This is a genomic window from Pseudomonas sp. USHLN015, from assembly GCF_037153275.1.
Classification (GTDB): Bacteria; Pseudomonadota; Gammaproteobacteria; order Pseudomonadales; family Pseudomonadaceae; genus Metapseudomonas; species Metapseudomonas tohonis.
Genome location: NZ_JBBCKP010000001.1, coordinates 283,101 through 305,773, shown reverse-complemented (window position 1 = coordinate 305,773; position 22,673 = coordinate 283,101). Strand labels below are relative to the sequence as shown.

The following is a 22,673-nucleotide window of genomic DNA, read 5'->3' as shown; positions in this document are numbered from 1 at the left end:
CCCTCAGCCGCAGAGGTAGGTGCCGGTGCCGACGGCCACCAGGGTGCCGTCGTCGGCGTGCAGTTCCGAGCGCACCACCGCGACCTTGTTGCCCGAGCGCAACAGCACCGCCGTGGCGGTGAAGGCGCGGCCGCGCCCCGGGCGCAGGTAGTCGATACGCAGGTCGATGGTGCCGAGCTTGGACAGCCGCTCCATGCGTTCGGCGGTGGACAGGCCCTGGTGGCGTTCGAAGGCGCCGATCAGCGCCATGGCGCCGCCGGTGACGTCCAGCAGCGAGGAGATCACCCCGCCATGGAGGATGCCATGGACGAAGTTGCCGATCAGTTCGTCCTTCATCGGCAGGTGCATGGTCACCTGCTCCTGCGACAGCTCGCCGAGCTGGATGCCGAGTACCTGGTTGAAGGGGATGCGTTCGAAGAAGCGCCGGACCGCCTGTTGCAGTTCCGGGGTCAGGACGAAGTCGTTGTCGCTCATGCTGCACCTGCGTCGGGGTCGAGAGTGCGACGCTGACGCAGCGCGGGGCGCTTGAACAGGGGCGCGGCCCAAATGGCACGCGGATTGGCGGGAGCGGCTTGCAGTGGCGGGCGGCCAGGGCCGCCCGCCTGGCCGTCAGTGGTCGGCGTGGGTCAGTTCGAGCACGCGGTCGACCAGCTTGTAGATGCCCGAGGCGGCTTCGCTGATGGACTGGGCGAGCATGTAGGCGGGGGTGGTGACCAGTTTGCGTGCCTTGTCCTCGACTATCTCGCTGACCACGCACTCGACGTGCTCGGCGCCCATCTTCTCCAGCGCACCGGCGGTGTCGGCGTCGGTGCCGATGGTGCAGGTGACGCCTGCGCCATAGATCTTCGCGGCCATGGCCGGGGCGATGCAGATCAGCCCCACCGGCTTGCCGGCGTCGGCGAAGCCCTGGGCGGCGGCCAGGACGTCGGGCTGCACGCTGCAGTCGGCGCCGCTGAGGGCGAAGTCGGAGAGGTTCTTCGCCGCGCCGAAGCCGCCGGGGATGATCAGGGCGTCGTAGTCCTCGGCCTTGAGTTCACGGACGTCCTTCACCGCGCCACGGGCGATGCGTGCGGACTCGGTGAGCACGTTGCGGCTCTCGGGCATCTCCTCGCCGGTGAGGTGGTTGATCACGTGGTGCTGGGCGATGTTGGGTGCGAAGCACTGCGCCAGTGCGCCGCGTTGGTCCAGGCGCAGCAGGGTGATCACGCTCTCGTGGATCTCCGCGCCGTCGTACACGCCGCAGCCGGAAAGAATCACAGCAACTTTCTTGTTCATAGCGTTCTCCGCTTCACTGGGCCGCCTTCAGGTTCTCCTGGAGGAACGCCTGGGCATGCTGGTGGGCATCCTCGGCCAGCCTGGGTTGGTAGGTATTCAGGTCGCTGCGCTGGTCGAACACGTGGTCGGCCCCGCCGTATTGCACCAGTTGCAGTTGTTCGAGTTCGAGCCCGTCTATAGCTGATAGACACTGAAGGTGGTCAGTGATTCTGTCCTTGCCACCGAGAAACATCAGCACCGGCAGGTCGCGCCCCTTGCCCTGGCGCAGGTGCGCGGGGAATCCACAGTAAGGGTAGAAGGCGATGACGCCGCGCACACCGTCCAGCGCCTGCTGGCCGATGCGGGGGAAGCCATGGCCGGCGCCGCCGTCGTAGGCGAGTGCATCGAGGATGCTCCAGCCGCCGTGGGAGTAGCCGAGCAGGGCCATGCGCCGGTGATCCAGGCGGGGCATCGAGCGGGCGAGGTCGAGGGCGGCGTAGACGTCCAGCGCACGCTCGTTGCCCCACAGCAGCTTGCCGTCGCAAACCGGATGCCAGTCATGGATGCCACGTGCGCCCAGGCTGTCGACGAAGAGCAATGCGTAGCCCTGGGGCAGCAGCCATTTCTTCACGTTCTCGACGAAGCCCGGGCTTTGCCCGCTGCAGCCGTGGAACACCAGCACGGTGGGAAAGGGGCCTTCGCCTGCCGGGGTGAACAGGCTGAGGTGGGGCGCCAGGCGCTCGCGCGCGGACGCCAGGTCGTCGGCGGCCGGCAGCAGCGCGGCGCGATAGGGATAGAGTCCCAGGAGGGCGGCCGTGGCGATCAGGATCAGCAGGATGGAAAAGGTGCGTCGTGTGGTTATGCGCATGTGTCGTCATATGCCGGTTGGGCTGGCATGCGGCGCCAGGGGCCCCGGAGAGGCGCGGGCGTAGCATCGAGCCTGGCAATCCTAGTCCCTTGATCGGCATAACGATACGGCTGACATCATGAATTACGTCCTCTACGCGGTCCCCTTCTTCTTCCTGCTGATCGGCATCGAGCTGCTCGCCGATCGCTGGCGCGGGGTGCGCACCTACCGCACCGCCGATGCCATCAACAGCCTCAGCGCCGGGGTGCTGTCCACCACCAGCGGGCTGCTGACCAAGGCGGTGGGGGTGCTCACCTACACCTATGCCTGGCAGCACCTGGCACTGTTCGAGTTGCGCGCGGACAGCCCGTGGGTCTGGCTGTTCGCCTTCGTCTTCTACGACTTCTGCTACTACTGGAACCACCGCCTGGGCCACGAGCGCAACGTGCTCTGGGCCGCGCATTCAGTGCACCACCAGAGCGAGGAGTACAACCTCTCGACGGCGCTGCGCCAGACCAGTACCGGCTTCCTCTTCGGCTGGATCTTCTACCTGCCGATGGCGGTGGCCGGCGTGCCGCCGCTGGTGTTCCTGACGGTGGCCGCGCTCAACCTGCTCTACCAGTTCTGGGTGCACACGCGCCATGTGCCGAAGCTCGGCTGGTTCGAGTGGTTCTTCATCAGCCCCTCGAACCACCGCGTCCACCATGCGCAGAACGCGGTCTACATGGACCGCAACTACGGTGGCGTCTTCATCCTCTGGGATCGCCTGTTCGGCACCTTCCAGGAGGAGCTGGACGAGGAACCGGTGGTGTTCGGCGTGACCACGCCGCTGGCCAGCTGGAACCCGATCTGGGCCAACCTGCAGTTCTACTCGGTGCTCTGGCGGGATGCGGTGCGCGCCGGGTCCTGGTGGGATCGCTTGCGCATCTGGTTCATGCGCACCGGCTGGCGACCTGCGGATGTGGCGCTCAAGTACCCGCAGGCCAAGCCGGACCTGAGCCGTTTCAGCAAGTTCGAGGTGCCGCTGTCGGGCGGGCGCACCCTGTATGCGGCGCTGCAGTTCGTCGGTTACGTGGTGGGTGGCAGCTACCTGCTGGGGGCGGGCGACGGCTTGCCGCTGGGCGCCGTGCTGCTGGGCTGGGGCTGGGTGGCGTTCGGCCTGTTCGTCATCGGCGCGTGGCTGGAAAACCGGCCCTGGGCACTGCGCCTGGAGTTGGCGCGGCTGGCGGCTAACGTGCCGGTGCTGTGGCTGGCGGGGGGGCTTGGCATGCTGCCGACCAGCCCGTCGGCCTGGCTGGTGCTGGGGGTGCACGGCCTGGCCAGCGTGCTGGCGCTGTTCGCGCTGGGGCGGCGCGAGGCGGCGCTGGCGGTCTGAGGCGGGAGGGGCGGGCTACGGCTGCGGAGGCTCGCCGGCGTTCGCCTTGGCTTCGCGGCTGTTGCGCAGCCGGCGGCGCAGCCAGAGCAAGCCGCCGATCACCACCAGCACGCCGAGCACCATCAGCTCGTAGCGCTTGAGGTTGCCCAGCATGCCTTCGAGCACGGCGCCGAAGTGGAAGGCGGCGAAGCCCAGGGCCAGGGCCCAGACGATGGCGCCGATGCCGTTGAGGATCAGGTAGCGCAGCGGCGGGTAGCCGGACAGGCCGATGGCCACCGGCATCACGGTGCGCAGGCCGTAGACGAAGCGGAAGCTCAGCACCCAGATGTCCGGGTGGCGACGGATGTGCTCCAGGGCCTTGTCGCCCATCGCCTGCCAGCGCGGGCGCCGGGCGAGGATCTGCCGGCCCTTGTGGCGGCCGAGGTAGTACCACAGCTGGTCGCCGGCATAGCTGCCGAAGAACGCCGTCATCACCACCAGGTTGATATCCATGTAGCCGCGGAACGCGAGAAAGCCGGCCAGGACCAGGATGGTCTCGCCCTCGAAGAAGGTGCCGAGGAAGAGGGCGAAGTAGCCGAAATCCTGGAGAAATTGTTGCAGCATCAGTTAGGCAGCGCGGCAAAAATGAACGCGAAGCCTAACCGGGTTGGCGCTGCGGGAAAAGCTCTAAAGGGTGGCGAACCGCCAGTCGAGGGTCGACTGGTTCACGGCCAGCCCTCGTGGGGCCTCGGAAATTTCGTCGAACGCGACAGAGCGTCGCTGTCATGCATTGTTACCATTCGGTCATAATTGCCGCTTATAAATGTCGCACTGTGTCCTCCTTTGGACCCTGGAGTCTGTCGTGAGCTTTACCCCCGCCAATCGCCTGTTCCCCGCTACCCGCCTGCGCCGCAATCGCCGTGATGACTTCTCCCGCCGCCTGGTGCGTGAAAACACCCTGACCGTCGACGACCTGATCCTCCCGGTGTTCGTGCTGGACGGCGAGAACCGCCGTGAAGCGGTGCCCTCGATGCCGGGCGTCGAGCGCCTGTCCATCGACTTGCTGCTGGAAGCTGCGGCCGGCTGGGTGGCTCTGGGCATCCCCGCGCTGGCGCTGTTCCCGGTGACACCGCTGGAGCGCAAGTCGCTCGACGGCGCCGAGGCGTGGAACCCGGACGGCATCGCCCAGCGCGCCATCCGTGCCCTGCGCGAGCGCTTCCCGGAACTGGGCGTGATCAGCGACGTGGCCCTGGACCCCTTCACCACCCATGGCCAGGACGGCATCCTCGACGCCGACGGTTACGTGCAGAACGACATCACCGTGGACGCCCTGGTCAAGCAGGCGCTGTCCCACGCCGAGGCCGGCGCCCAGGTGGTCGCGCCCTCGGACATGATGGATGGCCGCATCCAGGCGATCCGCGAAGCGCTGGAGCTGGCCGACTTCCCCAACGTGCGGATCATGGCCTACTCGGCCAAGTACGCCAGTGCCTACTACGGGCCCTTCCGTGATGCCGTGGGCTCGGCCGCCAACCTCGGCAAGGCCAACAAGGCCAGCTACCAGATGGACCCGGCCAACGGCGACGAGGCCCTGCACGAAGTGGCGGCAGACCTCGCCGAAGGCGCCGACATGGTCATGGTCAAGCCGGGCATGCCTTACCTGGACATCGTCTGGCGCGTGAAGGATGCCTTCCGCGTACCGACCTTCGCCTACCAGGTCAGCGGCGAGTACGCCATGCACATGGCGGCCATCCAGAACGGCTGGCTGAGCGAGGCGGTCATACTCGAATCGCTGACCGCATTCAAACGTGCGGGCGCTGATGGCATCCTTACCTACTTCGCCGTGCGTGCCGCAGAAATGCTCAAGGCGGGAGCCTGACTCCCCAGCAGGAAACCAGATGAACACCGATGGACTGAACCAAGCGTCGAACCCCGAACAAGAGCCCGTGCCGGAGCAGCCGGTCGCCGAGGCCCCCGCCCCGGCTCCCGTGGAGACTCCGCCGCCGGCCCCCGCGCCGGCTCCGGTGATCCCGGGCCTGGATGACAGCAGCCTGTACATCCACCGGGAGCTGTCGCAGCTGCAGTTCAACATCCGTGTCCTGGAGCAGGCGCTCGACGAGTCCTACCCGCTGCTCGAGCGCCTGAAGTTCCTGCTGATCTTCTCCAGCAACCTCGACGAGTTCTTCGAGATCCGGGCCGCCGGCCTGAAGAAGCAGATCACCTTCGCCCGCGAACAGGCGGGTGCCGACGGCCTGCTGCCGCACCAGGCGCTGGCCCGTATCAGCGAGCTGGTGCACGAACAGGTGGCGCGCCAGTACAGCATCCTCAACGACGTGCTGCTGCCGGAGCTGGCCAAGCACCAGGTCAGCTTCATCCGCCGGCGCTACTGGACGCCCAAGCTCAAGACCTGGGTGCGCCGCTACTTCCGCGACGAGATCGCGCCGATCATCAGCCCCATCGGCCTCGACCCGACGCACCCCTTCCCGCTGCTGGTGAACAAGAGCCTCAACTTCATCGTCGAGCTGGAGGGTGTCGATGCCTTCGGCCGTGACTCGGGCCTGGCGATCATCCCGGCGCCGCGCCTGCTGCCGCGCGTGATCCGCGTCCCCGAGGAGATCAGCGGCCCCGGCGACAACTTCGTGTTCCTGTCGTCGATGATCCACGCCCATGCCGACGACCTGTTCCCCGGCATGAAGGTGAAGGGTTGCTACCAGTTCCGCCTGACCCGTAACGCCGATCTTTCGGTGGACACCGAGGACGTCGAGGACCTGGCCCGCGCCCTGCGCGGCGAGCTGTTCTCGCGCCGCTATGGCGATGCGGTGCGCCTGGAGGTGGCCGACACCTGCCCGAAACACCTGTCCGACTACCTGCTCAAGCAGTTCGGCCTGGCCGAGAGCGAGCTGTACCAGGTCAACGGCCCGGTCAACCTGACCCGCCTGTTCAGCATCACAGGGCTGGACAGCCACCCCGAACTGCAGCACCCGAGCTTCACCCCGGTGATCCCCAAGCTGCTGCAGAAGGCCGAGAACCTGTTCAGCGTGGTGGGCAAGCAGGACATCCTGCTGCTGCACCCCTTCGAGTCCTTTACCCCGGTGGTGGACTTCCTGCGCCAGGCGGCCAAGGACCCCAACGTCCTGGCCATCAAGCAGACGCTGTACCGCGCCGGTGCCAACTCCGAGATCGTCGACGCCCTGGTGGAAGCGGCACGCAACGGCAAGGAGGTCACCGCGGTGATCGAGCTGCGCGCGCGCTTCGACGAGGAATCCAACCTGCAGCTGGCCAGCCGCCTGCAGGCTGCCGGCGCCGTGGTGATCTACGGCGTGGTCGGCTTCAAGACCCACGCCAAGATGATGCTCATCCTGCGCCGCGAGGATGGCGAGCTGCGCCGCTATGCCCACCTGGGCACCGGCAACTACCACGCCGGCAACGCGCGCCTGTACACCGACTACAGCATGCTCACCGCCGACGACGCGCTCTGCGAGGACCTGCACAAGCTGTTCAACCAGCTGATCGGCATGGGCAAGACGCTGCGCATGAAGAAGCTGCTGCACGCGCCCTTCACCCTGAAGAAGTCGTTGCTGGACATGATCGCCAAGGAGGCCCAGCACGCCACCGAAGGCAAGCCGGCGCACATCATGGCCAAGGTCAACTCGCTGACCGACCCGAAGGTCATCCGCGCGCTGTACAAGGCCAGCCAGAGCGGCGTGAAGATCGACCTGGTGGTGCGCGGCATGTGCTGCCTGCGCCCGGGTATCCCCGGCGTCTCGCACAACATCCAGGTGCGCTCGATCATCGGCCGCTTCCTCGAGCACAGCCGCATCTACTACTTCCTCAATGGTGGCGACGAGCTGCTCTACCTCTCCAGTGCCGACTGGATGGAGCGCAACCTCGACATGCGCGTGGAGACCTGCTTCCCGGTGGAGGGCAAGAAGCTCATCACCCGGGTCAAGAAGGAGCTGGAGACCTACCTCGCCGACAACACCCACAGCTGGGCCCTGCAGCCCGACGGTCGCTACTTGCGCAACAGCCCCAGCGGCAACCAGAACCCGCGCAGCGCCCAGGCCATCCTGCTGGACAAGCTGCTCAACCCGCCGGTCAGCGCGCGCTGACCGGCCACTGGGCCGCACCAACGAAAACGGGGCCCTCTGGCCCCGTTTCGCTGTCCGCTTCCGGCGTCTCGCTTCAGCTCACCTGCAGGGTGAAGTCGATGCGCTTCAGCCAGGTGGCTTCCTGTTCGAAGTCCGCCTGGGTCAGCGGGTTGGCCGCCAGCCAGTTCTCGGGGAACTGCACGTCCAGGCTCTGCGGGCCCACCTTCAGGCGGACCTGGGGGGTCTCCTGGCTTGTGCGGATGTGGTGGAAGAGGATGGCGAAGCGCAGCAGCACGCAAAGGCGGATGAGCTTGACGCCCTCGTCGCCGAACTCGGCGAACTTGTCCTTGGGGATGTTGCGGCGATGGCCACGGACCAGCAGCGCGAGCATCTGCTGGTCCTGGCGGGAGAAGCCCGGCAGGTCCGAGTGCTCGATCAGGTAGGCGCCGTGCTTGTGGTACTGGTAGTGGGCGATGTCCATGCCGATCTCGTGGACGCGGGCGCCCCAGACCAGCAGGTCGCGGTGCCACTCGTCGTCCAGCTCCCAGGCGTCCGCCACCTGCTCCAGGGCTTCCAGGGCCTTGGCCTCGACGCGGGCCGCCTGCTCGGCGTCGGCGTGGCAGCGCTCCATCAGCGCGCTGAGGGTGCGTTCGCGCACGTCCTCGTGGTGGTGGCGGCCCAGCAGGTCGTAGAGCACGCCTTCGCGCAGGGCGCCTTCGGAATGGGTCATGTGCTTGAGTTCGAGGGCATCGAAGATGGCCTCGAGGATCGCCAGCCCGGCCGGGAAGATGGCACGGCGATCGGGCTTGATGCCGTCGAGTTCGAGCTTCTCCACCTCGCCCAGCTTGAACAGCTTGCGCTTGAGCCAGGCCAGGCCTTCCGGGTTGACCTCGCCACTGCCCATGCCGGCCGCCTGGATCGCCAGGCCTACGGCGCGGATGGTGCCCGAGGCGCCCACCGCCTGTTGCCAGCCGAGGCGGCGCAGGCTGTATTCGATGCCCATCAGCTCCAGGCGCGCGGCGGTGTAGGCCTGGGCGTAGCGGGCGGGGGTGATCTTGCCATCGCGGAAATAGCGCTGCGTGTAGCTCACGCAGCCCATCTGCAGGCTCTCGCGCAGCTGCGACTCGAAGCGCTGGCCGATGATGAACTCGGTGCTGCCGCCGCCGATATCGGCGACCAGGCGCTTGCCGGGGGTGTCGGCGATGCTGTGGGAGACGCCCAGGTAGATGAGGCGGGCTTCCTCGCGGCCGGAGATCACTTCCACCGGGTGGCCGAGGATGGCCTCGGCGCGGCGGATGAACTCGGCGCGGTTGCGCGCCTCGCGCAGGGCGTTGGTGCCGACGATGCGCACCGCGCCCTCGGGCAGGCTGTTGGTCATCTGGGCGAAGCGGCGCAGGCAGTCGAGGCCGCGCTGCATGGCTTCCTCGCTGAGCATGCGCTCGTCATCCAGGCCGGCGGCGAGCTGCACCTTGTCGCCGAGGCGCTCGAGGATGCGGATCTCCCCGTGATCGGCCTTGGCCAGCACCATGTGGAAGCTGTTGGAGCCCAGGTCGATAGCTGCGATCAGGGAAGGGGTTTCGGCGCGACGGGTCGAGGGCATGGTCTTGGTGTCTCGTTTCTGAACGGCGCCATCCTGCCACGATCGTCACGTTGCGCCAACGCGAGTCGTGGAACGCTCGTGCAAGGGAATGGCAGGCGGCGTCACAGAATGCCACGGAGAAGTTTCCGCTTCATGACGGCCGCCTCCTTACTATAGGCGGCGCCCCGCCTCCCGGTGGCGGTGTTCGCGAAGGCTCCGGCACAGGGCGATAAATGGCCGCGGCGGATTGACGCGCAGGCGGTTATCCATCAGTTTTCCAACGCACCTCCATAGGAAGGCTCAATCGCCAGCGGCTTTCGGTCCGGGGAAAGCCGGGCTATGATGGCCGCCAATTTCCGCATCCGAATCCACGGAGAACATCCATGAGCGAACTCATCTCCCACGTTAGCGACGCCAGCTTCGAGCAGGACGTGCTCAAGGCCGAAGGCGCTGTGCTGGTCGATTACTGGGCCGAGTGGTGTGGCCCGTGCAAGATGATCGCCCCCGTCCTCGACGAGATCGCCAAGGACTACCAGGGCAAGCTGAAGATCTGCAAGCTGAACATCGACGAGAACCAGGACACCCCGCCGAAATACGGCGTACGCGGTATCCCGACCCTGATGCTGTTCAAGAACGGCAACGTCGAGGCGACCAAGGTCGGCGCCCTGTCCAAGTCCCAGCTGGCGGCCTTCCTCGACGCCAACATCTGAGTCCCGCCGGGTCTCCGGCGAGCCTTCGGACCGTAGCGAGAAACCCCGCAATCTGCGGGGTTTTTTGTTGAATCGGTACTAGACGCCCCGGGATGCGGGTGTTAAATTCGGGTCCGCAGCGTCATTCCGTTGCCCTTCGCAAGCCGCCGCCGACGCATTCCAAATCGAATAAGCACAGCGATCCTGTCGCCTCTCCGCGGCGCGGCCTCTAAAGCTCAACGCTTTCCTTCCTTCTCAATTTTCGTACTTACGTCATTCCTATGAATCTGACCGAACTCAAGCAAAAGCCGATTGCCGAACTGCTGGAAATGGCCGAACAGATGGGCCTCGAGAACATGGCCCGTTCGCGCAAGCAGGACGTGATCTTCGCCCTGCTGAAGAAGCATTCCAAAGGCGGCGAGGAAATCTCCGGTGACGGCGTGCTGGAGATTCTCCAGGACGGTTTTGGCTTCCTGCGCTCCGCAGACTCCTCCTACCTGGCCGGCCCGGACGACATCTACGTCTCGCCCAGCCAGATCCGCCGCTTCAACCTGCGTACCGGCGACACCATCATCGGCAAGATCCGCCCGCCGAAAGAAGGCGAGCGCTATTTCGCCCTGCTGAAGGTTGACTCGATCAACTTCGACCGCCCGGAAAACGCCAAGAACAAGATCCTGTTCGAGAACCTGACGCCCCTGTTCCCCAACGAGCGCCTGAAGATGGAAGCCGGCAACGGTTCCACCGAAGACCTCACCGGCCGCGTGATCGACCTCTGCGCGCCGATCGGCAAGGGCCAGCGCGGCCTGATCGTCGCCCCGCCGAAAGCGGGCAAGACCATCATGCTGCAGAACATCGCGGCCAACATCACCCGCAACAACCCCGAGTGCCACCTGATCGTCCTGCTGATCGACGAGCGCCCGGAAGAAGTGACCGAGATGCAGCGCACCGTGCGCGGCGAAGTGGTTGCCTCCACCTTCGACGAACCGCCGACCCGCCACGTGCAGGTCGCCGAGATGGTGATCGAGAAGGCCAAGCGCCTGGTCGAGCACAAGAAGGACGTGGTCATCCTGCTGGACTCCATCACCCGCCTGGCGCGTGCCTACAACACCGTGATCCCCAGCTCCGGCAAGGTGCTCACCGGTGGTGTCGACGCCCATGCCCTGGAGAAGCCCAAGCGCTTCTTCGGTGCCGCCCGTAACATCGAGGAAGGCGGTTCGCTGACCATCATCGCCACCGCGCTGGTCGAGACCGGCTCGAAGATGGACGAGGTGATCTACGAGGAGTTCAAGGGCACCGGCAACATGGAGCTGCCGCTGGACCGCCGCATCGCCGAGAAGCGCGTGTTCCCCGCCATCAACATCAACAAGTCCGGTACCCGCCGCGAAGAGCTGCTGACCGCCGAGGACGAACTGCAGCGCATGTGGATCCTGCGCAAGCTGCTGCACCCGATGGACGAGATCGCCGCCATCGAGTTCCTGCTCGACAAGCTCAAGGACACCAAGACCAACGACGAATTCTTCATGTCCATGAAGCGCAAGTAAGGTCGGGTTGGTACCAGGAAGGCCGGGGAAACCCGGCCTTCGCGTTTCTGCGATTCGTCGTGGCCTTCTGAATAACCCAGTTCGGCGCTAAACTTTGCGCCCCGACCTGCACGCCCCATGCGAGGCTCAAGCATGCAGTATCGCGATCTGCGCGAATTCATCAGCGGCCTGGAACAGCGTGGCGAGCTCAAGCGCGTCACCGCCCCGGTCTCGCCGATCCTGGAAATGACCGAAATCTGCGACCGCACCCTGCGCAAGCAAGGCCCGGCGCTGCTCTTCGAGAACCCCACCGGCCATGACATCCCCGTGCTCGGCAACCTGTTCGGCACGCCCGGGCGCGTGGCCCTCGGCATGGGTGCGGATGATGTCTCCGAGCTGCGCGAGATCGGCAAGCTGCTGGCCTTCCTCAAGGAGCCCGAGCCGCCCAAGGGGCTGAAGGACGCCTGGTCCAAGCTGCCGATCTTCAAGAAGGTCATCAGCATGGCGCCCAAGGTCCTCAAGGATGCCCCCTGCCATGAAGTGATCGAGGAAGGCGACGACGTCGACCTCGGCAAGCTGCCGATCCAGCACTGCTGGCCGGGCGACGTGGCGCCGCTGATCACCTGGGGCCTGACCATCACCCGCGGCCCCAACAAGGAGCGGCAGAACCTCGGCATCTACCGCCAGCAGGTGATCGGCCGCAACAAGGTCATCATGCGCTGGCTCAGCCACCGTGGCGGCGCGCTGGACTACCGCGAGTGGTGCCAGAAGCACCCGGACACGCCCTACCCCGTCTGCGTCGCCCTCGGTGCCGACCCGGCGACCATCCTCGGCGCGGTGACCCCGGTGCCGGACACCCTCTCCGAGTACGCTTTCGCCGGCCTGCTGCGTGGCCACCGCACCGAGCTGGTCAAGGCCATCGGCTCCGACCTGCAGGTCCCGGCCAGTGCCGAGATCGTGCTGGAAGGCGTGATCCATCCCGGCGAGACGGCCCCGGAAGGCCCCTACGGCGACCACACCGGCTACTACAACGAGGTCGACACCTTCCCGGTGTTCACCGTCGAGCGCATCACCCGGCGCCGCAAGCCCATCTACCACAGCACCTACACCGGCCGCCCGCCGGACGAGCCGGCCATCCTAGGCGTGGCGCTGAACGAAGTCTTCGTGCCGATCCTGCAGAAGCAGTTCCCCGAGATCACCGACTTCTACCTGCCGCCCGAAGGCTGCTCCTACCGCATGGCGGTGGTGACCATGAAGAAGCAGTACCCCGGCCACGCCAAGCGCGTGATGCTCGGCGTCTGGTCCTTCCTGCGCCAGTTCATGTACACCAAGTTCGTCATCGTCACCGACGACGACATCGATGCCCGCGACTGGAACGACGTGATCTGGGCCATCACCACCCGCATGGACCCCAAGCGCGACACCGTGATGATCGACAACACCCCCATCGACTACCTGGACTTCGCCTCGCCCATCTCCGGCCTCGGCTCCAAGATGGGCCTGGACGCCACCCACAAGTGGCCGGGCGAGACCACCCGCGAATGGGGCCGGGCCATCGTCAAGGACGAGGCGGTGACCCGCCGCGTCGACGACATCTGGTCCAGCCTGGGTATCGACTGATGCGGGTCACGCTGCAACCCTCCGGCGCGGTCCTGGAGATCCAGGCCGGCGAGAACATCCTCGCGGCGGCCCGGCGCCTCGGCTACGAGTGCCCGCAGAGCTGCCGCAACGGCAACTGCCACATCTGCGCGGCCCTGCTGGTCGAGGGCCGCGTGCGCCAGGCCGGCGTCGAGCTCGACCACGGCGAACTCTTCACCTGCCTGGCCGAACCCCTGGAAGACTGCGTGCTGCATTGGGACGGCGTGCTCGCTCCCGGCGAGCTGCCGGTGCGCATGCTCAACTGCCAGGTCAGCGCCTGCATCGATGCCGGTGGCGACGTGTGGCGCGTGCGCCTGCGCGCCCCGGCCGGCAAGCCGCCGCGCTACCACGCCGGGCAATACCTGCTGATCGCGCGCGAGGATGGCGAATCCTCGGCCTTCTCCCTGGCCTCCGCGCCCAGCGAAGGGCGCGATATCGAGCTGCACATCCTCGCCCGCGAGCCCAGCGCCCAGGCCCTGCTGGCGCAGTTGCAGCGCACCGGCATCGCCCGGGTGCAGATGCCTTTCGGCGACACCCACCTCGCCGAGCTTCCCGAAGGCCCGCTGGTATTGATCGCCGCCGGCACCGGCATGGCGCAGATGCACAGCCTGATCGAGCATTGCCGCGCCACGGGATTCAGGCACCCGGTGCACCTGTACTGGGGCGCGCGACGGCCGGAGGACTTCTACGAACTGCCGCACTGGGCGCAATGGCAGGGCCTCGACAACCTGACCCTGCACCAGGTGGTCAGCGATGCCTGTGGCTGGCAGGGCCGTTGCGGGCTGCTGCACGAAGCGGTGCGCCAGGACTTCCCCGACCTCAAGCCGCTGCATGTCTACGCCAGCGGCTCGCCGGCCATGGTCTACGCCACCCTCGACGCCCTGGTGGCGGCGGGGATGGACGCCCACCAGATGCGTGCCGACGTCTTCGCCTACGCCCCCCGGCCGTGAGGCCCGCGCCAACCACCGTGCCGCGAGCCCCGTCACCCACGACGGGGCGATGAGACGCGCAGCGCCTCCTTACCTCTCCGTCGCGGCCCTGAGCCGCCAGGGCTGGCGCGATGCCAGCCCCGGCGTCCGCGCCTGGCCGGCCTAGGACAGGTACGAAAACACCGCCCGATCATGTACGGCCATACGCGCCCTGCCTATGATCGCGGCTGCCGGCAAAACCCCCTATCTCATCACTCGCGCGGCCGCTCCAGCGGTCCTGTTCGCCTGGCCTCGTGCCGCGCCGTGACTACCGAGGAACAGTTATGTCGAGCTTCCGATTGAACGCCCTTTCCCGCGCCACCCGACGATGGAGTGCCAGCCTGGGAGCGGCCCTGCTTCTGCCGGGCGGCATGGCGCTGGCCGATGACAGCCAGCACGGCATCGAGTCCGTCATCCAGGGTCATTTCATCAACCTCCAGTTGCCGGGCGCCAGGGCGACCCCGTTCAGCGTCGCCGAGGCCGGAACCGAGCAACTGGAGCGGGAAACCGGGATGCGCGTCCGCAGTCTCGCCCCGCAGCTCGGCGATGCATTCAAGGACCTGCGGGTCATGACCGGGCAACTGGAGGGACGTGCCCGCACCCTGAGCGCCCCTGGGGAAATGACGTTGGCCGCGCGGCCCGATGGCAGCTTCATCGCCCTGTTGCCGGACGCCAACGCCATCATCCGCGGCGACGCCAACGGCCAGCAGTCGATGATCCACCTCGACGCCGGGGCGGCCTTCGAGCCGTCGAGCGTCGACTACGTCGCCGATGACGGCAGCGAGACGCCGGCGATCAAGGAATTGCGCAGCGGCCTGCGCAGTTTCCAGGTCAACCGCAACGTCCAGGGCGAAACCGTGATCGACCTGCTGGCCGGGTTCTCCCAGGCCGCCGCCGACTATATCGGCGACCACGAAGCCTACGCCCTGGTCCAGGTGGCCTCGGTCAACCGCGCGCTGCAACAGTCCAAGGTCCAGGGCGTGCGCCTGCGTCTGGTAGGTACCCAGGTGGTGGCTCAGGACACGCCCATCACAAGCCCTAGCCTGGGTCAGGTACGCAACGTCTTCGCCGAAGGCATGCGTCGCTACAGCCCGGACGTGGTCGCCAGCTTCGTCGTGGGCACTCCCGGGCAGGACACGGCCGTAGGTTGGGGCTACATCAACGGCCGCTACACCATCAACTCCATCAAGTCGTCCACCGCGTTCCGTCATGAACTGGCCCACAATATCGGCGGAAACCACTGTTCCGACGGCAGCAGCTACCGCTTCGGCTACAACAACGGCCGGCTCGGCACCATACTGTGCGGCAACCATGTGGGCTATTTCTCCAACCCGGATGTCAAGGACAGCCGGGGCGTGCCGCTGGGCCACGCGGACACCGCCAACATGGCCCGGGTCTGGCGGGAAAACGCGGCGCGGATGTCGGCCTACAGCCCGTCCGTGGTGCCCCTCGAAGAGGAACGAGGCACCTCGATCCTCAACCAGAAGGTCAGCCTGAGCAGCGGCCAGACGCGCTACTTCCCGGTGGATGTCCCCGAAGGCACCCGGCGCCTGGTGTTCAGCGTGGTGGACGGCGAACTCACCGAGAAGGCCGGTCAGGTCCAGCTGCTGCTCAAGCGCGGCGCCCAGCCCAGTGGCACCAGCTACGACTACCGCTCGGTACGCAACCACAACGTCTCCCTGGGGGTGAACGACCCGCAGCCGGGGCGCTGGTACCTGGCGATCAACACCGACAACCTAGCCACCCAGGACCAGGTGCTCGAAGCCCACGCCTACGGCCTCACCCAGGACACCGCCCAGGGCCGCTACCTGAAGTTAGTCGCCACCTCGGCGGTGGACGGCCAGGACAGCGCCAGCGTCGCCGAACTGCTGCTGGTGGATGCCAAGGGCAAGGCCCTGCCCCGCGAGAGCTGGACGATCCTGTCCACCAGCAGCGCCGTGCCTGGCACGGCGGTCGGCAGCCACGCGATCGACGGCAATCCCAACTCCTACTGGAGCTCGGCGGCGGGCGCGCGCTATCCCCATGAAATGGTGATCGACCTGGGGGCCGATAGCCGCTTCTCGCAACTGCACTACCTGCCCCGCCAGGACGCCGGCCTGAGCGGCAACATCAAGGGCTACCAGGTCTACGGCAGCAGCAGCGTCAACGGCGGCTGGACCCTGCTGGCCGACGGCGAATTCAGCGCCGACAACGAGGTCAAGGCTGCGTCCCTCAAGCCCGTGAATGCCGGTGAACCTCCGGTAGCGGTGATCAGCGGCAAGACCGAAGCCAACGCCGGGGACAGGATCGTCCTCGATGCCTCGGCCTCCAGCGATCCCCAGGGCAATGCCCTGAGCTTCGCCTGGGAAGCCTCGCCGCGCCTGGACTTCGACTACGACGGCGCGCGCATCAGCTTCACCGCGCCCGAGCTGCAGGAAGACACCCGCTACCGTTTCACCCTGACCCTGAGCAACGGCAAGCAGAGCAGCAGCCGGACCCACGAGGTGCTGGTCAAGGGCCAGGCCGCCACCGCCAGCTGCAAGCCGGAATGGACGCTCAGAGGCACTTACGTCGGCAACGATGTGGTGCAGTGGAAAGGTCGTCAGTACCAGGCTCGCTGGTGGACCTCCGGCGCCGAGCCGGGCCTGGCCAGCACCACCGGCCCGGACGGCTCCGGCAAGGTCTGGCGTGACCTGGGCCCCTGCCAGAGTGGCGGCGAGAAACCGGTCGAGCCGCCGGTGGTGGAGGTCAAGCCGCCCGTGGCGGTGATCGGCGGTGCGAGCCAGGCCAAGCCGGGCGAAACGGTCTACCTCAACGCCAGCGGGTCCAGCGACCCAGCGGGCCTGAAGCTCAGCTACAGCTGGAGCGTCAACCCCAGCGTCGTCTTCGAAGCGGCTGGCGACCTGATGAAGTTCGTCGCCCCGAGGGCCGCCCAGGACGTGACCTACAGCGTCAGCCTGACGGTGAACAACGGCAAGCACAGCGCCACCCGGGTGCATCAGGTCAAGGTGCTGGCCGAGACGCCGGAAACGGTCAAGCCGCCGGTGGCGAGCATCGCTGGCGCCAGCCAGGCCAAGGGCGGTGAAACGGTGACCCTGGACGCCGCAGGCTCCAGCGATCCGGCCGGCCTGGCGCTGAGCTACCAGTGGACCGTGACGCCCAGCGTCTCCTTCCAGGCCTCGGGGTCGAAACTGAGCTTTGTCGCGCCCAAGGGCGACAAGGACATCAGTTACCGCTTCACCCTCAACCTGAGCAACGGCACCCATGTGGCCAGCCGTGACCACAGCGTGATGGTGCTGGCGGACAAGGTGGAAACCCCGACCGGCTGCCAGGGTGCCTGGAGTCCCCAGGGAACCTACTGGGCCAATGACAAGGTCAGCCACAACGGTCGCTTCTACATCGCCCGCTGGTGGACCAAGGGCAACGAACCCACTGCCGCCACCATCGGTGGCGAAGGCAGCGGCAAGGTCTGGAGGGATGTGGGCGCCTGCAACTGACGCGGGCCGGTGACCGGTTGCGCAGCCAGGCGCTGTGCGGCCGGTCCATCCGGGCCCCAGGCCGGTGGCATCCATCGATGTCGCCGACCCGGGGCGCACCGAATCCGGCATAAGCCGGGCGGCCCGTAGGATGGGTAGAGCGAAGCGAAACCCATGCGGTAAGCACGGGCAGGGTGCTCGCCGGGAAGCCCGCCTGATGGGTTTCGTACCTCTACCCATCCTACGGTCAACCGGCCGGGGATCACGCCAGCTCGGGGAATTCCGCGCGCAACTCGGCCGCGAGCCACCCCAGGAACCACTGGATATCGGCACTGACCTCTTCGGTCGGCAGCAGCGCCTGGTAGCTCTCCAGCGGCGCCAGCAGCGACACGGGGCGTACCAGCAGGCCGGCGGCCAGTTCCTGGCTCACCAGCACCTCATTGGCCAGGGCGATGCCGTGGCCCTTCTCGGCCATGCTCAGCGCGTGGTCGTTGCTCACGTAGAGCACGTCGGAACTGACCCGTACGGCGCAGCCGACGGCCGCCAGCCAGGCGTTCCACCATTCACCGTCGTCCACATGGATCAGCTTGTGCCGCGCCAGCTCGTCGGCTCCTGCGATCGGGCCGTGGGCGGCCAGGTACTGCGGCGAGCACACCGGGAACACATTGGGTTGCAGCAGGGTGGCCCGGCATTGCGGGTACTGTCCGGGCATGCCGTAGACGATGCCGAGGTCGGCGCCCTGGCCGTCCACGGCGGTGAAGGTGGGGTTGGGCTCGATGGCGATCTTCAGGCCCGGGCGCAGCTGCCGCAGCGACTCCATGCGCGGCATCAGCCAGCGCTTGGCGAAGGCCGGCACGGCGAGGATGCGCAACCAGCGCGGGGCGTCGCTGGCCGCCACCTCGGCGCCGGCCTCGGCGATCTGCCGCAGCGCCCGCGACACCTTGGCGTGGTAGCGCCGCCCGGCCTCGGTGAGCAGCACGCCGCGCGGCGTGCGTTCCAGCAACTGCACGCCGAGCCAGTCCTCCAGCAGGCGCACATGGCGGCCGATGGCCGGCTGGGTGACGTGCAGCGCCCGCGATGCGGCGACATAGCTGCCGAGGCGGGCAGCGGCCTCGAAGGCGCGCAGGGCGTTGAGCGGCGGCAGGCGTGGTTCGGCCATCACGGGGCTCCTGGCTGTTAATTTTATTAACAGCCAATGTAAGGAAATTGAAGTTTCCTGTCGCGGGTATTTGGCCGAGTATCCGGGCCAGGTAGCGCCGCAACGACAACAGGCGCGCCCGTTCCGCCCGCTCGCCACGAGCACTCAGTCCTGCCCAGAACAACTAGAAGTCCCGCCAGCGGACCCTCGCGGCGCGGACACGGAGGTAAGGCCATGAACGCCCTGCATGCAGTGCAGACCGCGGCGGTATCCATCCGCGCGGTACGCAAGGTCTACGGCGATCCCCAGTCCGGGCCCGTCGCCCTCAGGCACGTCGACCTGGAAATCCGTGACAACGAGTTCTTCACGCTGCTCGGCCCGTCCGGTTGCGGCAAGACCACCCTGCTGCGGATGATCGCCGGCTTCGAATACCCCAGCGCCGGCAGCATCCACCTCTATGGCGAGGACATCGCCGACCTGCCTCCCTACGCGCGCCCGGTCAACACGGTGTTCCAGCACTACGCGCTGTTCCCGCACATGACCATCGCCCAGAACCTCGCCTTCGGCCTGGAATCCCAGCCGCTGGGCCGGGCCATGAGCCGTGCCCAGGTCGCCGGGCGCGTGGCCGAGATGCTCGCCCTGGTGCAGATGGAGCGCTTCGCCGATCGTCGCCCGACGCAGCTGTCCGGCGGCCAGCAGCAACGCGTCGCCCTGGCCCGCGCCCTGGCGCCGCACCCCCGGGTTCTGCTGCTGGACGAGCCGCTCTCGGCCCTCGACCTCAAGCTGCGCCAGGCGATGCGCGAGGAACTTAAGGTGATCCAGGCGAAGACCGGCATCACCTTCATCTTCGTCACCCACGACCAGGAAGAGGCCCTGACCCTGTCCGACCGCATCGCGGTGTTCTCGGAGGGCCAGGTGCAACAGGTCGGCACCCCGCAGGAAATCTACGAGCGCCCGCGCAATCGCTTCGTCGCCGACTTCATCGGCGAGACCAACTTCCTCGATGCCCAGGTGCTGGGCCTCGAGGGCGACCAGGCGCTGTGCCAGGGGCCGGGCGGGCAACCGTTCCGGGCCGAGACCGTGGCAGGCGTGCTGCCGGGCAGCCGGGTCAGCCTGTCGATCCGCCCCGAGCGCGTGCACCTGGGGGCCGACGATACCGCCGGCGCGTTGCCCTGCCGGGTGGAGGCGCAGGTCTACCTGGGCACCGACCTGCAGTACCAGGTGAGCCTCGACGACGGCACGCGCCTGACCGTGCGCATGCCCAACAGCCAGGTCCGCCACCGGCGCTTCGGTGTCGGCGAGCGCGCCGCGCTGCAGTTCGAGAACGGCAGCGCCAGCGTCCTGCTGGACTGAGCCCGGAGGCCTCCATGCATCGATCCACCCTCACCGGCGCCGCCCTCCACGAGCGTCGGCAATCCCTGCGCAACCTGCTCGGCGTGAGCCCGGCACTGCTCGCCATCGGCCTGTTCCTGATCGTCCCCATCCTGCTGGTGGTCGGTTACTCGCTGATGGAGGCCAACCCCTATGGCGGGGTCGAGCCGGTGTTCAGCACCGAGTCCTACCTGTCGCTGCTGTTCGAGCGGCAACTGGACGACAGCCTGGCCTTCGTCGACTCCTACCTGCTGATCGCCCTGCGCTCCATCGGCATCGCCGCGGCGACCACCCTGGTCACGCTGCTGATCGGCTTCCCGGTGGCGGTGTGGCTGGCCATGCAGCCGCCCCACAAGCGCGGCCTGCTGATCTTCCTCATCACGGTGCCGTTCTGGGCCAACCTGCTGATCCGCACCTACGCCTGGATCCTGCTGCTGCGCGAGACCGGCGTGGTCAATGGCGCGCTGATGGGGCTCGGCGTGCTCGACCGGCCGCTGCAACTGCTGTACACCGACGGCGCGGTGCTGCTGGGGCTGGTGTACACCTATGCGCCCTTCGTGGTGCTGCCGATCTACGCGACCCTGGAGAAGATGGACATGCGCCTGCTGGAAGCGGCCCAGGACCTTTATGCGGGCCGCTGGCGCACGCTGCGCAAGTTGGTGCTGCCCATCGCGCGGCCGGGCATCCTCGCCGGCGCCATCCTCACCTTCGTGCCCTGCCTCGGCGCCATGGTGGCACCGGAGCTGCTCGGCGGCGGCACGCGGATGATGCTCGGCAACCTGATCTTCCGGCAGTTCAGTGACGCCCGTAACTGGCCCTTCGGCTCCGCCCTGGCCCTGGTGCTGATGGCCGCGGTGATGCTGGTGCTGACCCTCTACGCGCTGCGTGCCGAGCGCGTGCGCATCGCCCGGGGAGGTGTGTGATGAAGCTGTTCGAGCGTCGCCTCGGCGTGCACCACTTCCCCGGTTTCGGCGGCTTCAGCCTGCTGTTCTATCTCTACCTCTATGCGCCGATCCTGGTGCTGGTGGTGCTGTCGTTCAACGCCAACCAGTCGGCCACGGTGTGGAGCGGCTTCAGCCTCGACTGGTACCGCGCCGCCTTCGCCAACCAGGCGCTGCGCCAGGCCGCTGGCAACAGCCTGCTGATCGCCCTGTGCGCCAGCCTGATCGCCACCGTCATCGCCACCCTGGCGGCCCTGGCCACCTCGCGCGGCGCACGCTTCAAGGGGCTGCGGCTGTCGATGGGGGCGATCATGCTGCCGCTGGTGCTGCCCGAGATCGTGGTCGGCGTCGCCACCCTGGCGCTGTTCTCCACCCTCGGCCTGTCCCTGGGCTACGGCAACCTGATCATCGCCCACACGGTGTTCTGCATCCCCTTCGCCTACCTGCCGATCCGCGCCCGGCTCAACGACATGGACCTGTCCCTGGAGCAGGCCGCCGCGGACCTCTACGCCGGGCCCTGGCGCACCCTGCGCAAGGTCACCCTGCCGCTGCTGATGCCGGGGATCCTCTCCGGGCTGATGCTGGCCTTCATCGTCTCGCTGGATAACTTCGTGATCTCGATGATGGTCTCCCAGGCCGGCACCACCACCCTGCCGATCTTCATCTTCGGCCTGCTGCGCATGGGCGTGACGCCCGACGTGAACGCCGTGTCGACGCTGATCCTCGGCGTTTCCGTGCTCTTCGTGACCCTGTCCTGGCTGCTTGGCCGGACAAGAACCTGACCCTGGAGAATTGACGCATGAAAAAGCTGATCGCTGTTCTGGGTGCTTCGCTGGGCCTCGCCCTGGCTGCCGATGCGCAGGCCGCCGGTACGCTCAACGTCATCAGTTGGAGCGGCTATTTCTCGCCGCAGATCCTGGAGAAGTTCGAAAAGGAGAGCGGCATCAAGGTCACGGTGGACTCCTACGACTCCAACGAGACGCTGCTGGCCAAGCTCAAGCAGGGCGGTGCCGGCTACGACGTCGCCATTCCCTCGCACCAGTTCGTGCCGATCCTGATCCAGGAGCAGTTGCTGGAGCGCTTCGAACCCGGCCAGGAGGCCTACTACCAGGGCTTCACAGCCAACCTGCAGAAGCCCGCCTGGGACCCGCAGGGCGCCTATGCCGCGCCCTTCATCTGGGGCACCACCAGCGTGGTGGTCAACCGCGAGCGCTACCAGGGCGAGGCGGACAGCTACGCACTGCTGTTCAAACCGCCGGCGGAGCTGCAGGGGCGCATCAACATGTTCGACTCGGTCAGCGAGGTGATCGACACCGCCAGCCTCTACCTGGGCATCCCGCTGTGCAGCGAGGACCCCAAGCAGATGCAGCAGGTGCTGGCGCTGCTCAAGGAACAGAAGCCCCATGTGCGCACCTACAGCTCAAAGGCCGGTGCAATCCGCGAGAGCCTGGCGGCCGGCGAGCTGGACATGTCCATGTTCTGGGGCGGCTCGTCGCTGCGCGCGCGGGAGATGAAGCCGAGCCTCGAGTACCTGTACCCGAAGGAAGGCGTGATGGCCTGGGTGGACAACCTGGTGATCCCCAAGGGCGCTCGCAACCTGGATAACGCCAAGGCCTTCATCGCCTTCCTCAGCCAGCCGGAGAACGCCGCGCTGACGCAGAACTTCCTCAAGCACCAGAGCCCGGTGCAAGGCGTCGAGCCCTTCCTCGAGCCCGGCCTCAAGGACGCCCCGGAGCTGCACATCCCCGAAGGCACCAAGGTGGTGTTCAGCCAGACCTGCGGTGCCGGTGCCATCCGCCTGGCCGATCGCCTGTGGACCAGCCTGATGCGTTGA

18 protein-coding genes are annotated in these 22,673 nt (G+C 67.1%); 12 read left to right on the top strand and 6 right to left on the bottom strand.

Going from position 1 to position 22,673, the window contains the following annotated elements; all coding sequences use genetic code 11:
* Window positions 1-3 precede the first annotated feature (3 nt).
* The 3 genes from WFQ67_RS01385 to WFQ67_RS01375 all read right to left on the bottom strand — a co-directional run bounded on the left by WFQ67_RS01385 (window position 4) and on the right by WFQ67_RS01375 (window position 2,122).
* Entirely contained in the window at window positions 4-474 is a 471-nt protein-coding gene (locus tag WFQ67_RS01385) for a thioesterase family protein (RefSeq protein ID WP_263152054.1), read from the bottom strand.
* Window positions 475-609: 135 nt separating this feature from the next.
* Window positions 610-1,275, bottom strand: coding sequence for an isoprenoid biosynthesis glyoxalase ElbB (gene elbB / locus WFQ67_RS01380; protein WP_213627697.1), 666 nt, complete (start codon window positions 1,273-1,275; stop codon window positions 610-612).
* Window positions 1,276-1,288: 13 nt separating this feature from the next.
* Window positions 1,289-2,122 (bottom strand): dienelactone hydrolase family protein, encoded by an 834-nt coding sequence (locus WFQ67_RS01375; protein WP_213627699.1) that lies wholly within the window; start codon window positions 2,120-2,122, stop codon window positions 1,289-1,291.
* 118 nt (window positions 2,123-2,240) lie between these two features.
* Between WFQ67_RS01375 and WFQ67_RS01370 the strand changes: the two genes are divergently transcribed.
* Window positions 2,241-3,476, top strand: a complete 1,236-nt coding sequence (locus WFQ67_RS01370) for a sterol desaturase family protein (RefSeq protein ID WP_337056004.1) — start codon at window positions 2,241-2,243, stop codon at window positions 3,474-3,476.
* Window positions 3,477-3,491: 15 nt separating this feature from the next.
* On the opposite strand, the gene WFQ67_RS01365 is transcribed toward WFQ67_RS01370, so the two are convergent.
* The gene (locus tag WFQ67_RS01365; protein WP_263154524.1) at window positions 3,492-4,082 is read right to left on the bottom strand and encodes a DedA family protein; all 591 of its coding nucleotides are present in this window, start codon (window positions 4,080-4,082) and stop codon (window positions 3,492-3,494) included.
* Between the two features lie 235 nt (window positions 4,083-4,317).
* Here WFQ67_RS01365 and hemB point away from each other — a divergent pair, with 235 nt between their 5' ends.
* Both hemB and ppk1 read left to right on the top strand, forming a co-directional pair.
* A complete protein-coding gene (hemB, locus tag WFQ67_RS01360; RefSeq protein ID WP_111261139.1) occupies window positions 4,318-5,331 on the top strand; it encodes a porphobilinogen synthase in 1,014 nt (337 codons plus the stop codon).
* 19 nt (window positions 5,332-5,350) lie between these two features.
* Window positions 5,351-7,561, top strand: coding sequence for a polyphosphate kinase 1 (gene ppk1, locus WFQ67_RS01355; protein WP_337056003.1), 2,211 nt, complete (start codon window positions 5,351-5,353; stop codon window positions 7,559-7,561).
* A 73-nt stretch (window positions 7,562-7,634) separates the two neighbouring features.
* On the opposite strand, the gene ppx is transcribed toward ppk1, so the two are convergent.
* Window positions 7,635-9,140 (bottom strand): exopolyphosphatase, encoded by a 1,506-nt coding sequence (gene ppx, locus WFQ67_RS01350; RefSeq protein WP_111261137.1) that lies wholly within the window; start codon window positions 9,138-9,140, stop codon window positions 7,635-7,637.
* Window positions 9,141-9,502: 362 nt separating this feature from the next.
* Here ppx and trxA point away from each other — a divergent pair, with 362 nt between their 5' ends.
* From trxA to WFQ67_RS01325, 5 genes are all read left to right on the top strand, one after another.
* Window positions 9,503-9,829 carry a thioredoxin TrxA gene (trxA, locus tag WFQ67_RS01345; RefSeq protein WP_021218198.1) on the top strand — a complete coding sequence of 109 codons (327 nt, stop codon included), beginning with the start codon at window positions 9,503-9,505 and terminating at the stop codon, window positions 9,827-9,829.
* 260 nt (window positions 9,830-10,089) lie between these two features.
* Window positions 10,090-11,349, top strand: a complete 1,260-nt coding sequence (gene rho, locus WFQ67_RS01340) for a transcription termination factor Rho (RefSeq protein WP_173176681.1) — start codon at window positions 10,090-10,092, stop codon at window positions 11,347-11,349.
* A gap of 132 nt (window positions 11,350-11,481) precedes the next feature.
* Entirely contained in the window at window positions 11,482-12,948 is a 1,467-nt protein-coding gene (gene ubiD, locus WFQ67_RS01335; protein ID WP_213627707.1) for a 4-hydroxy-3-polyprenylbenzoate decarboxylase, read from the top strand.
* Entirely contained in the window at window positions 12,948-13,916 is a 969-nt protein-coding gene (locus tag WFQ67_RS01330) for a CDP-6-deoxy-delta-3,4-glucoseen reductase (RefSeq protein WP_213627709.1), read from the top strand. The genes ubiD and WFQ67_RS01330 overlap by 1 nt, the downstream gene beginning before the upstream one ends.
* A 302-nt stretch (window positions 13,917-14,218) precedes the next feature.
* Window positions 14,219-17,410 (top strand): discoidin domain-containing protein, encoded by a 3,192-nt coding sequence (locus WFQ67_RS01325; RefSeq protein ID WP_337056002.1) that lies wholly within the window; start codon window positions 14,219-14,221, stop codon window positions 17,408-17,410.
* A 241-nt stretch (window positions 17,411-17,651) separates the two neighbouring features.
* On the opposite strand, the gene WFQ67_RS01320 is transcribed toward WFQ67_RS01325, so the two are convergent.
* A complete protein-coding gene (locus WFQ67_RS01320; RefSeq protein WP_213627711.1) occupies window positions 17,652-18,548 on the bottom strand; it encodes a LysR substrate-binding domain-containing protein in 897 nt (298 codons plus the stop codon).
* Between the two features lie 213 nt (window positions 18,549-18,761).
* On the opposite strand from WFQ67_RS01320, the gene WFQ67_RS01315 reads away from it, so the two are divergent.
* Genes WFQ67_RS01315 through WFQ67_RS01300 form a run of 4 tightly spaced genes read left to right on the top strand, consistent with a single transcriptional unit; the run spans window position 18,762 to window position 22,673 of the window.
* Complete coding sequence (locus WFQ67_RS01315) at window positions 18,762-19,880, top strand: ABC transporter ATP-binding protein (RefSeq protein ID WP_337056001.1); 1,119 nt, start codon at window positions 18,762-18,764, stop codon at window positions 19,878-19,880.
* A 14-nt stretch (window positions 19,881-19,894) separates the two neighbouring features.
* Window positions 19,895-20,821 carry an ABC transporter permease gene (locus WFQ67_RS01310; RefSeq protein ID WP_337056000.1) on the top strand — a complete coding sequence of 309 codons (927 nt, stop codon included), beginning with the start codon at window positions 19,895-19,897 and terminating at the stop codon, window positions 20,819-20,821.
* On the top strand, window positions 20,821-21,621 hold the full coding sequence (locus WFQ67_RS01305; RefSeq protein WP_213627717.1) for an ABC transporter permease: 801 nt from the start codon (window positions 20,821-20,823) through the stop codon (window positions 21,619-21,621). The genes WFQ67_RS01310 and WFQ67_RS01305 overlap by 1 nt, the downstream gene beginning before the upstream one ends.
* A gap of 17 nt (window positions 21,622-21,638) precedes the next feature.
* Complete coding sequence (locus WFQ67_RS01300) at window positions 21,639-22,673, top strand: ABC transporter substrate-binding protein (RefSeq protein WP_337055999.1); 1,035 nt, start codon at window positions 21,639-21,641, stop codon at window positions 22,671-22,673.

What these genes read in the sequence shown, in the direction of transcription:
- trxA (WP_021218198.1), top strand. Translation starts at nt 9,503, where the DNA reads ATGAGCGAACTCATCTCCCACGTTAGCGACGCCAGCTTCGAGCAGGAC.
- elbB (WP_213627697.1), bottom strand. Translation starts at nt 1,275, where the DNA reads ATGAACAAGAAAGTTGCTGTGATTCTTTCCGGCTGCGGCGTGTACGAC.
- WFQ67_RS01370 (WP_337056004.1), top strand. Translation starts at nt 2,241, where the DNA reads ATGAATTACGTCCTCTACGCGGTCCCCTTCTTCTTCCTGCTGATCGGC.
- WFQ67_RS01330 (WP_213627709.1), top strand. Translation starts at nt 12,948, where the DNA reads ATGCGGGTCACGCTGCAACCCTCCGGCGCGGTCCTGGAGATCCAGGCC.
- ppk1 (WP_337056003.1), top strand. Translation starts at nt 5,351, where the DNA reads ATGAACACCGATGGACTGAACCAAGCGTCGAACCCCGAACAAGAGCCC.
- WFQ67_RS01385 (WP_263152054.1), bottom strand. Translation starts at nt 474, where the DNA reads ATGAGCGACAACGACTTCGTCCTGACCCCGGAACTGCAACAGGCGGTC.
- WFQ67_RS01300 (WP_337055999.1), top strand. Translation starts at nt 21,639, where the DNA reads ATGAAAAAGCTGATCGCTGTTCTGGGTGCTTCGCTGGGCCTCGCCCTG.
- WFQ67_RS01310 (WP_337056000.1), top strand. Translation starts at nt 19,895, where the DNA reads ATGCATCGATCCACCCTCACCGGCGCCGCCCTCCACGAGCGTCGGCAA.
- ubiD (WP_213627707.1), top strand. Translation starts at nt 11,482, where the DNA reads ATGCAGTATCGCGATCTGCGCGAATTCATCAGCGGCCTGGAACAGCGT.
- WFQ67_RS01315 (WP_337056001.1), top strand. Translation starts at nt 18,762, where the DNA reads ATGAACGCCCTGCATGCAGTGCAGACCGCGGCGGTATCCATCCGCGCG.
- WFQ67_RS01305 (WP_213627717.1), top strand. Translation starts at nt 20,821, where the DNA reads ATGAAGCTGTTCGAGCGTCGCCTCGGCGTGCACCACTTCCCCGGTTTC.
- WFQ67_RS01375 (WP_213627699.1), bottom strand. Translation starts at nt 2,122, where the DNA reads ATGCGCATAACCACACGACGCACCTTTTCCATCCTGCTGATCCTGATC.
- WFQ67_RS01325 (WP_337056002.1), top strand. Translation starts at nt 14,219, where the DNA reads ATGTCGAGCTTCCGATTGAACGCCCTTTCCCGCGCCACCCGACGATGG.
- WFQ67_RS01320 (WP_213627711.1), bottom strand. Translation starts at nt 18,548, where the DNA reads ATGGCCGAACCACGCCTGCCGCCGCTCAACGCCCTGCGCGCCTTCGAG.
- rho (WP_173176681.1), top strand. Translation starts at nt 10,090, where the DNA reads ATGAATCTGACCGAACTCAAGCAAAAGCCGATTGCCGAACTGCTGGAA.
- ppx (WP_111261137.1), bottom strand. Translation starts at nt 9,140, where the DNA reads ATGCCCTCGACCCGTCGCGCCGAAACCCCTTCCCTGATCGCAGCTATC.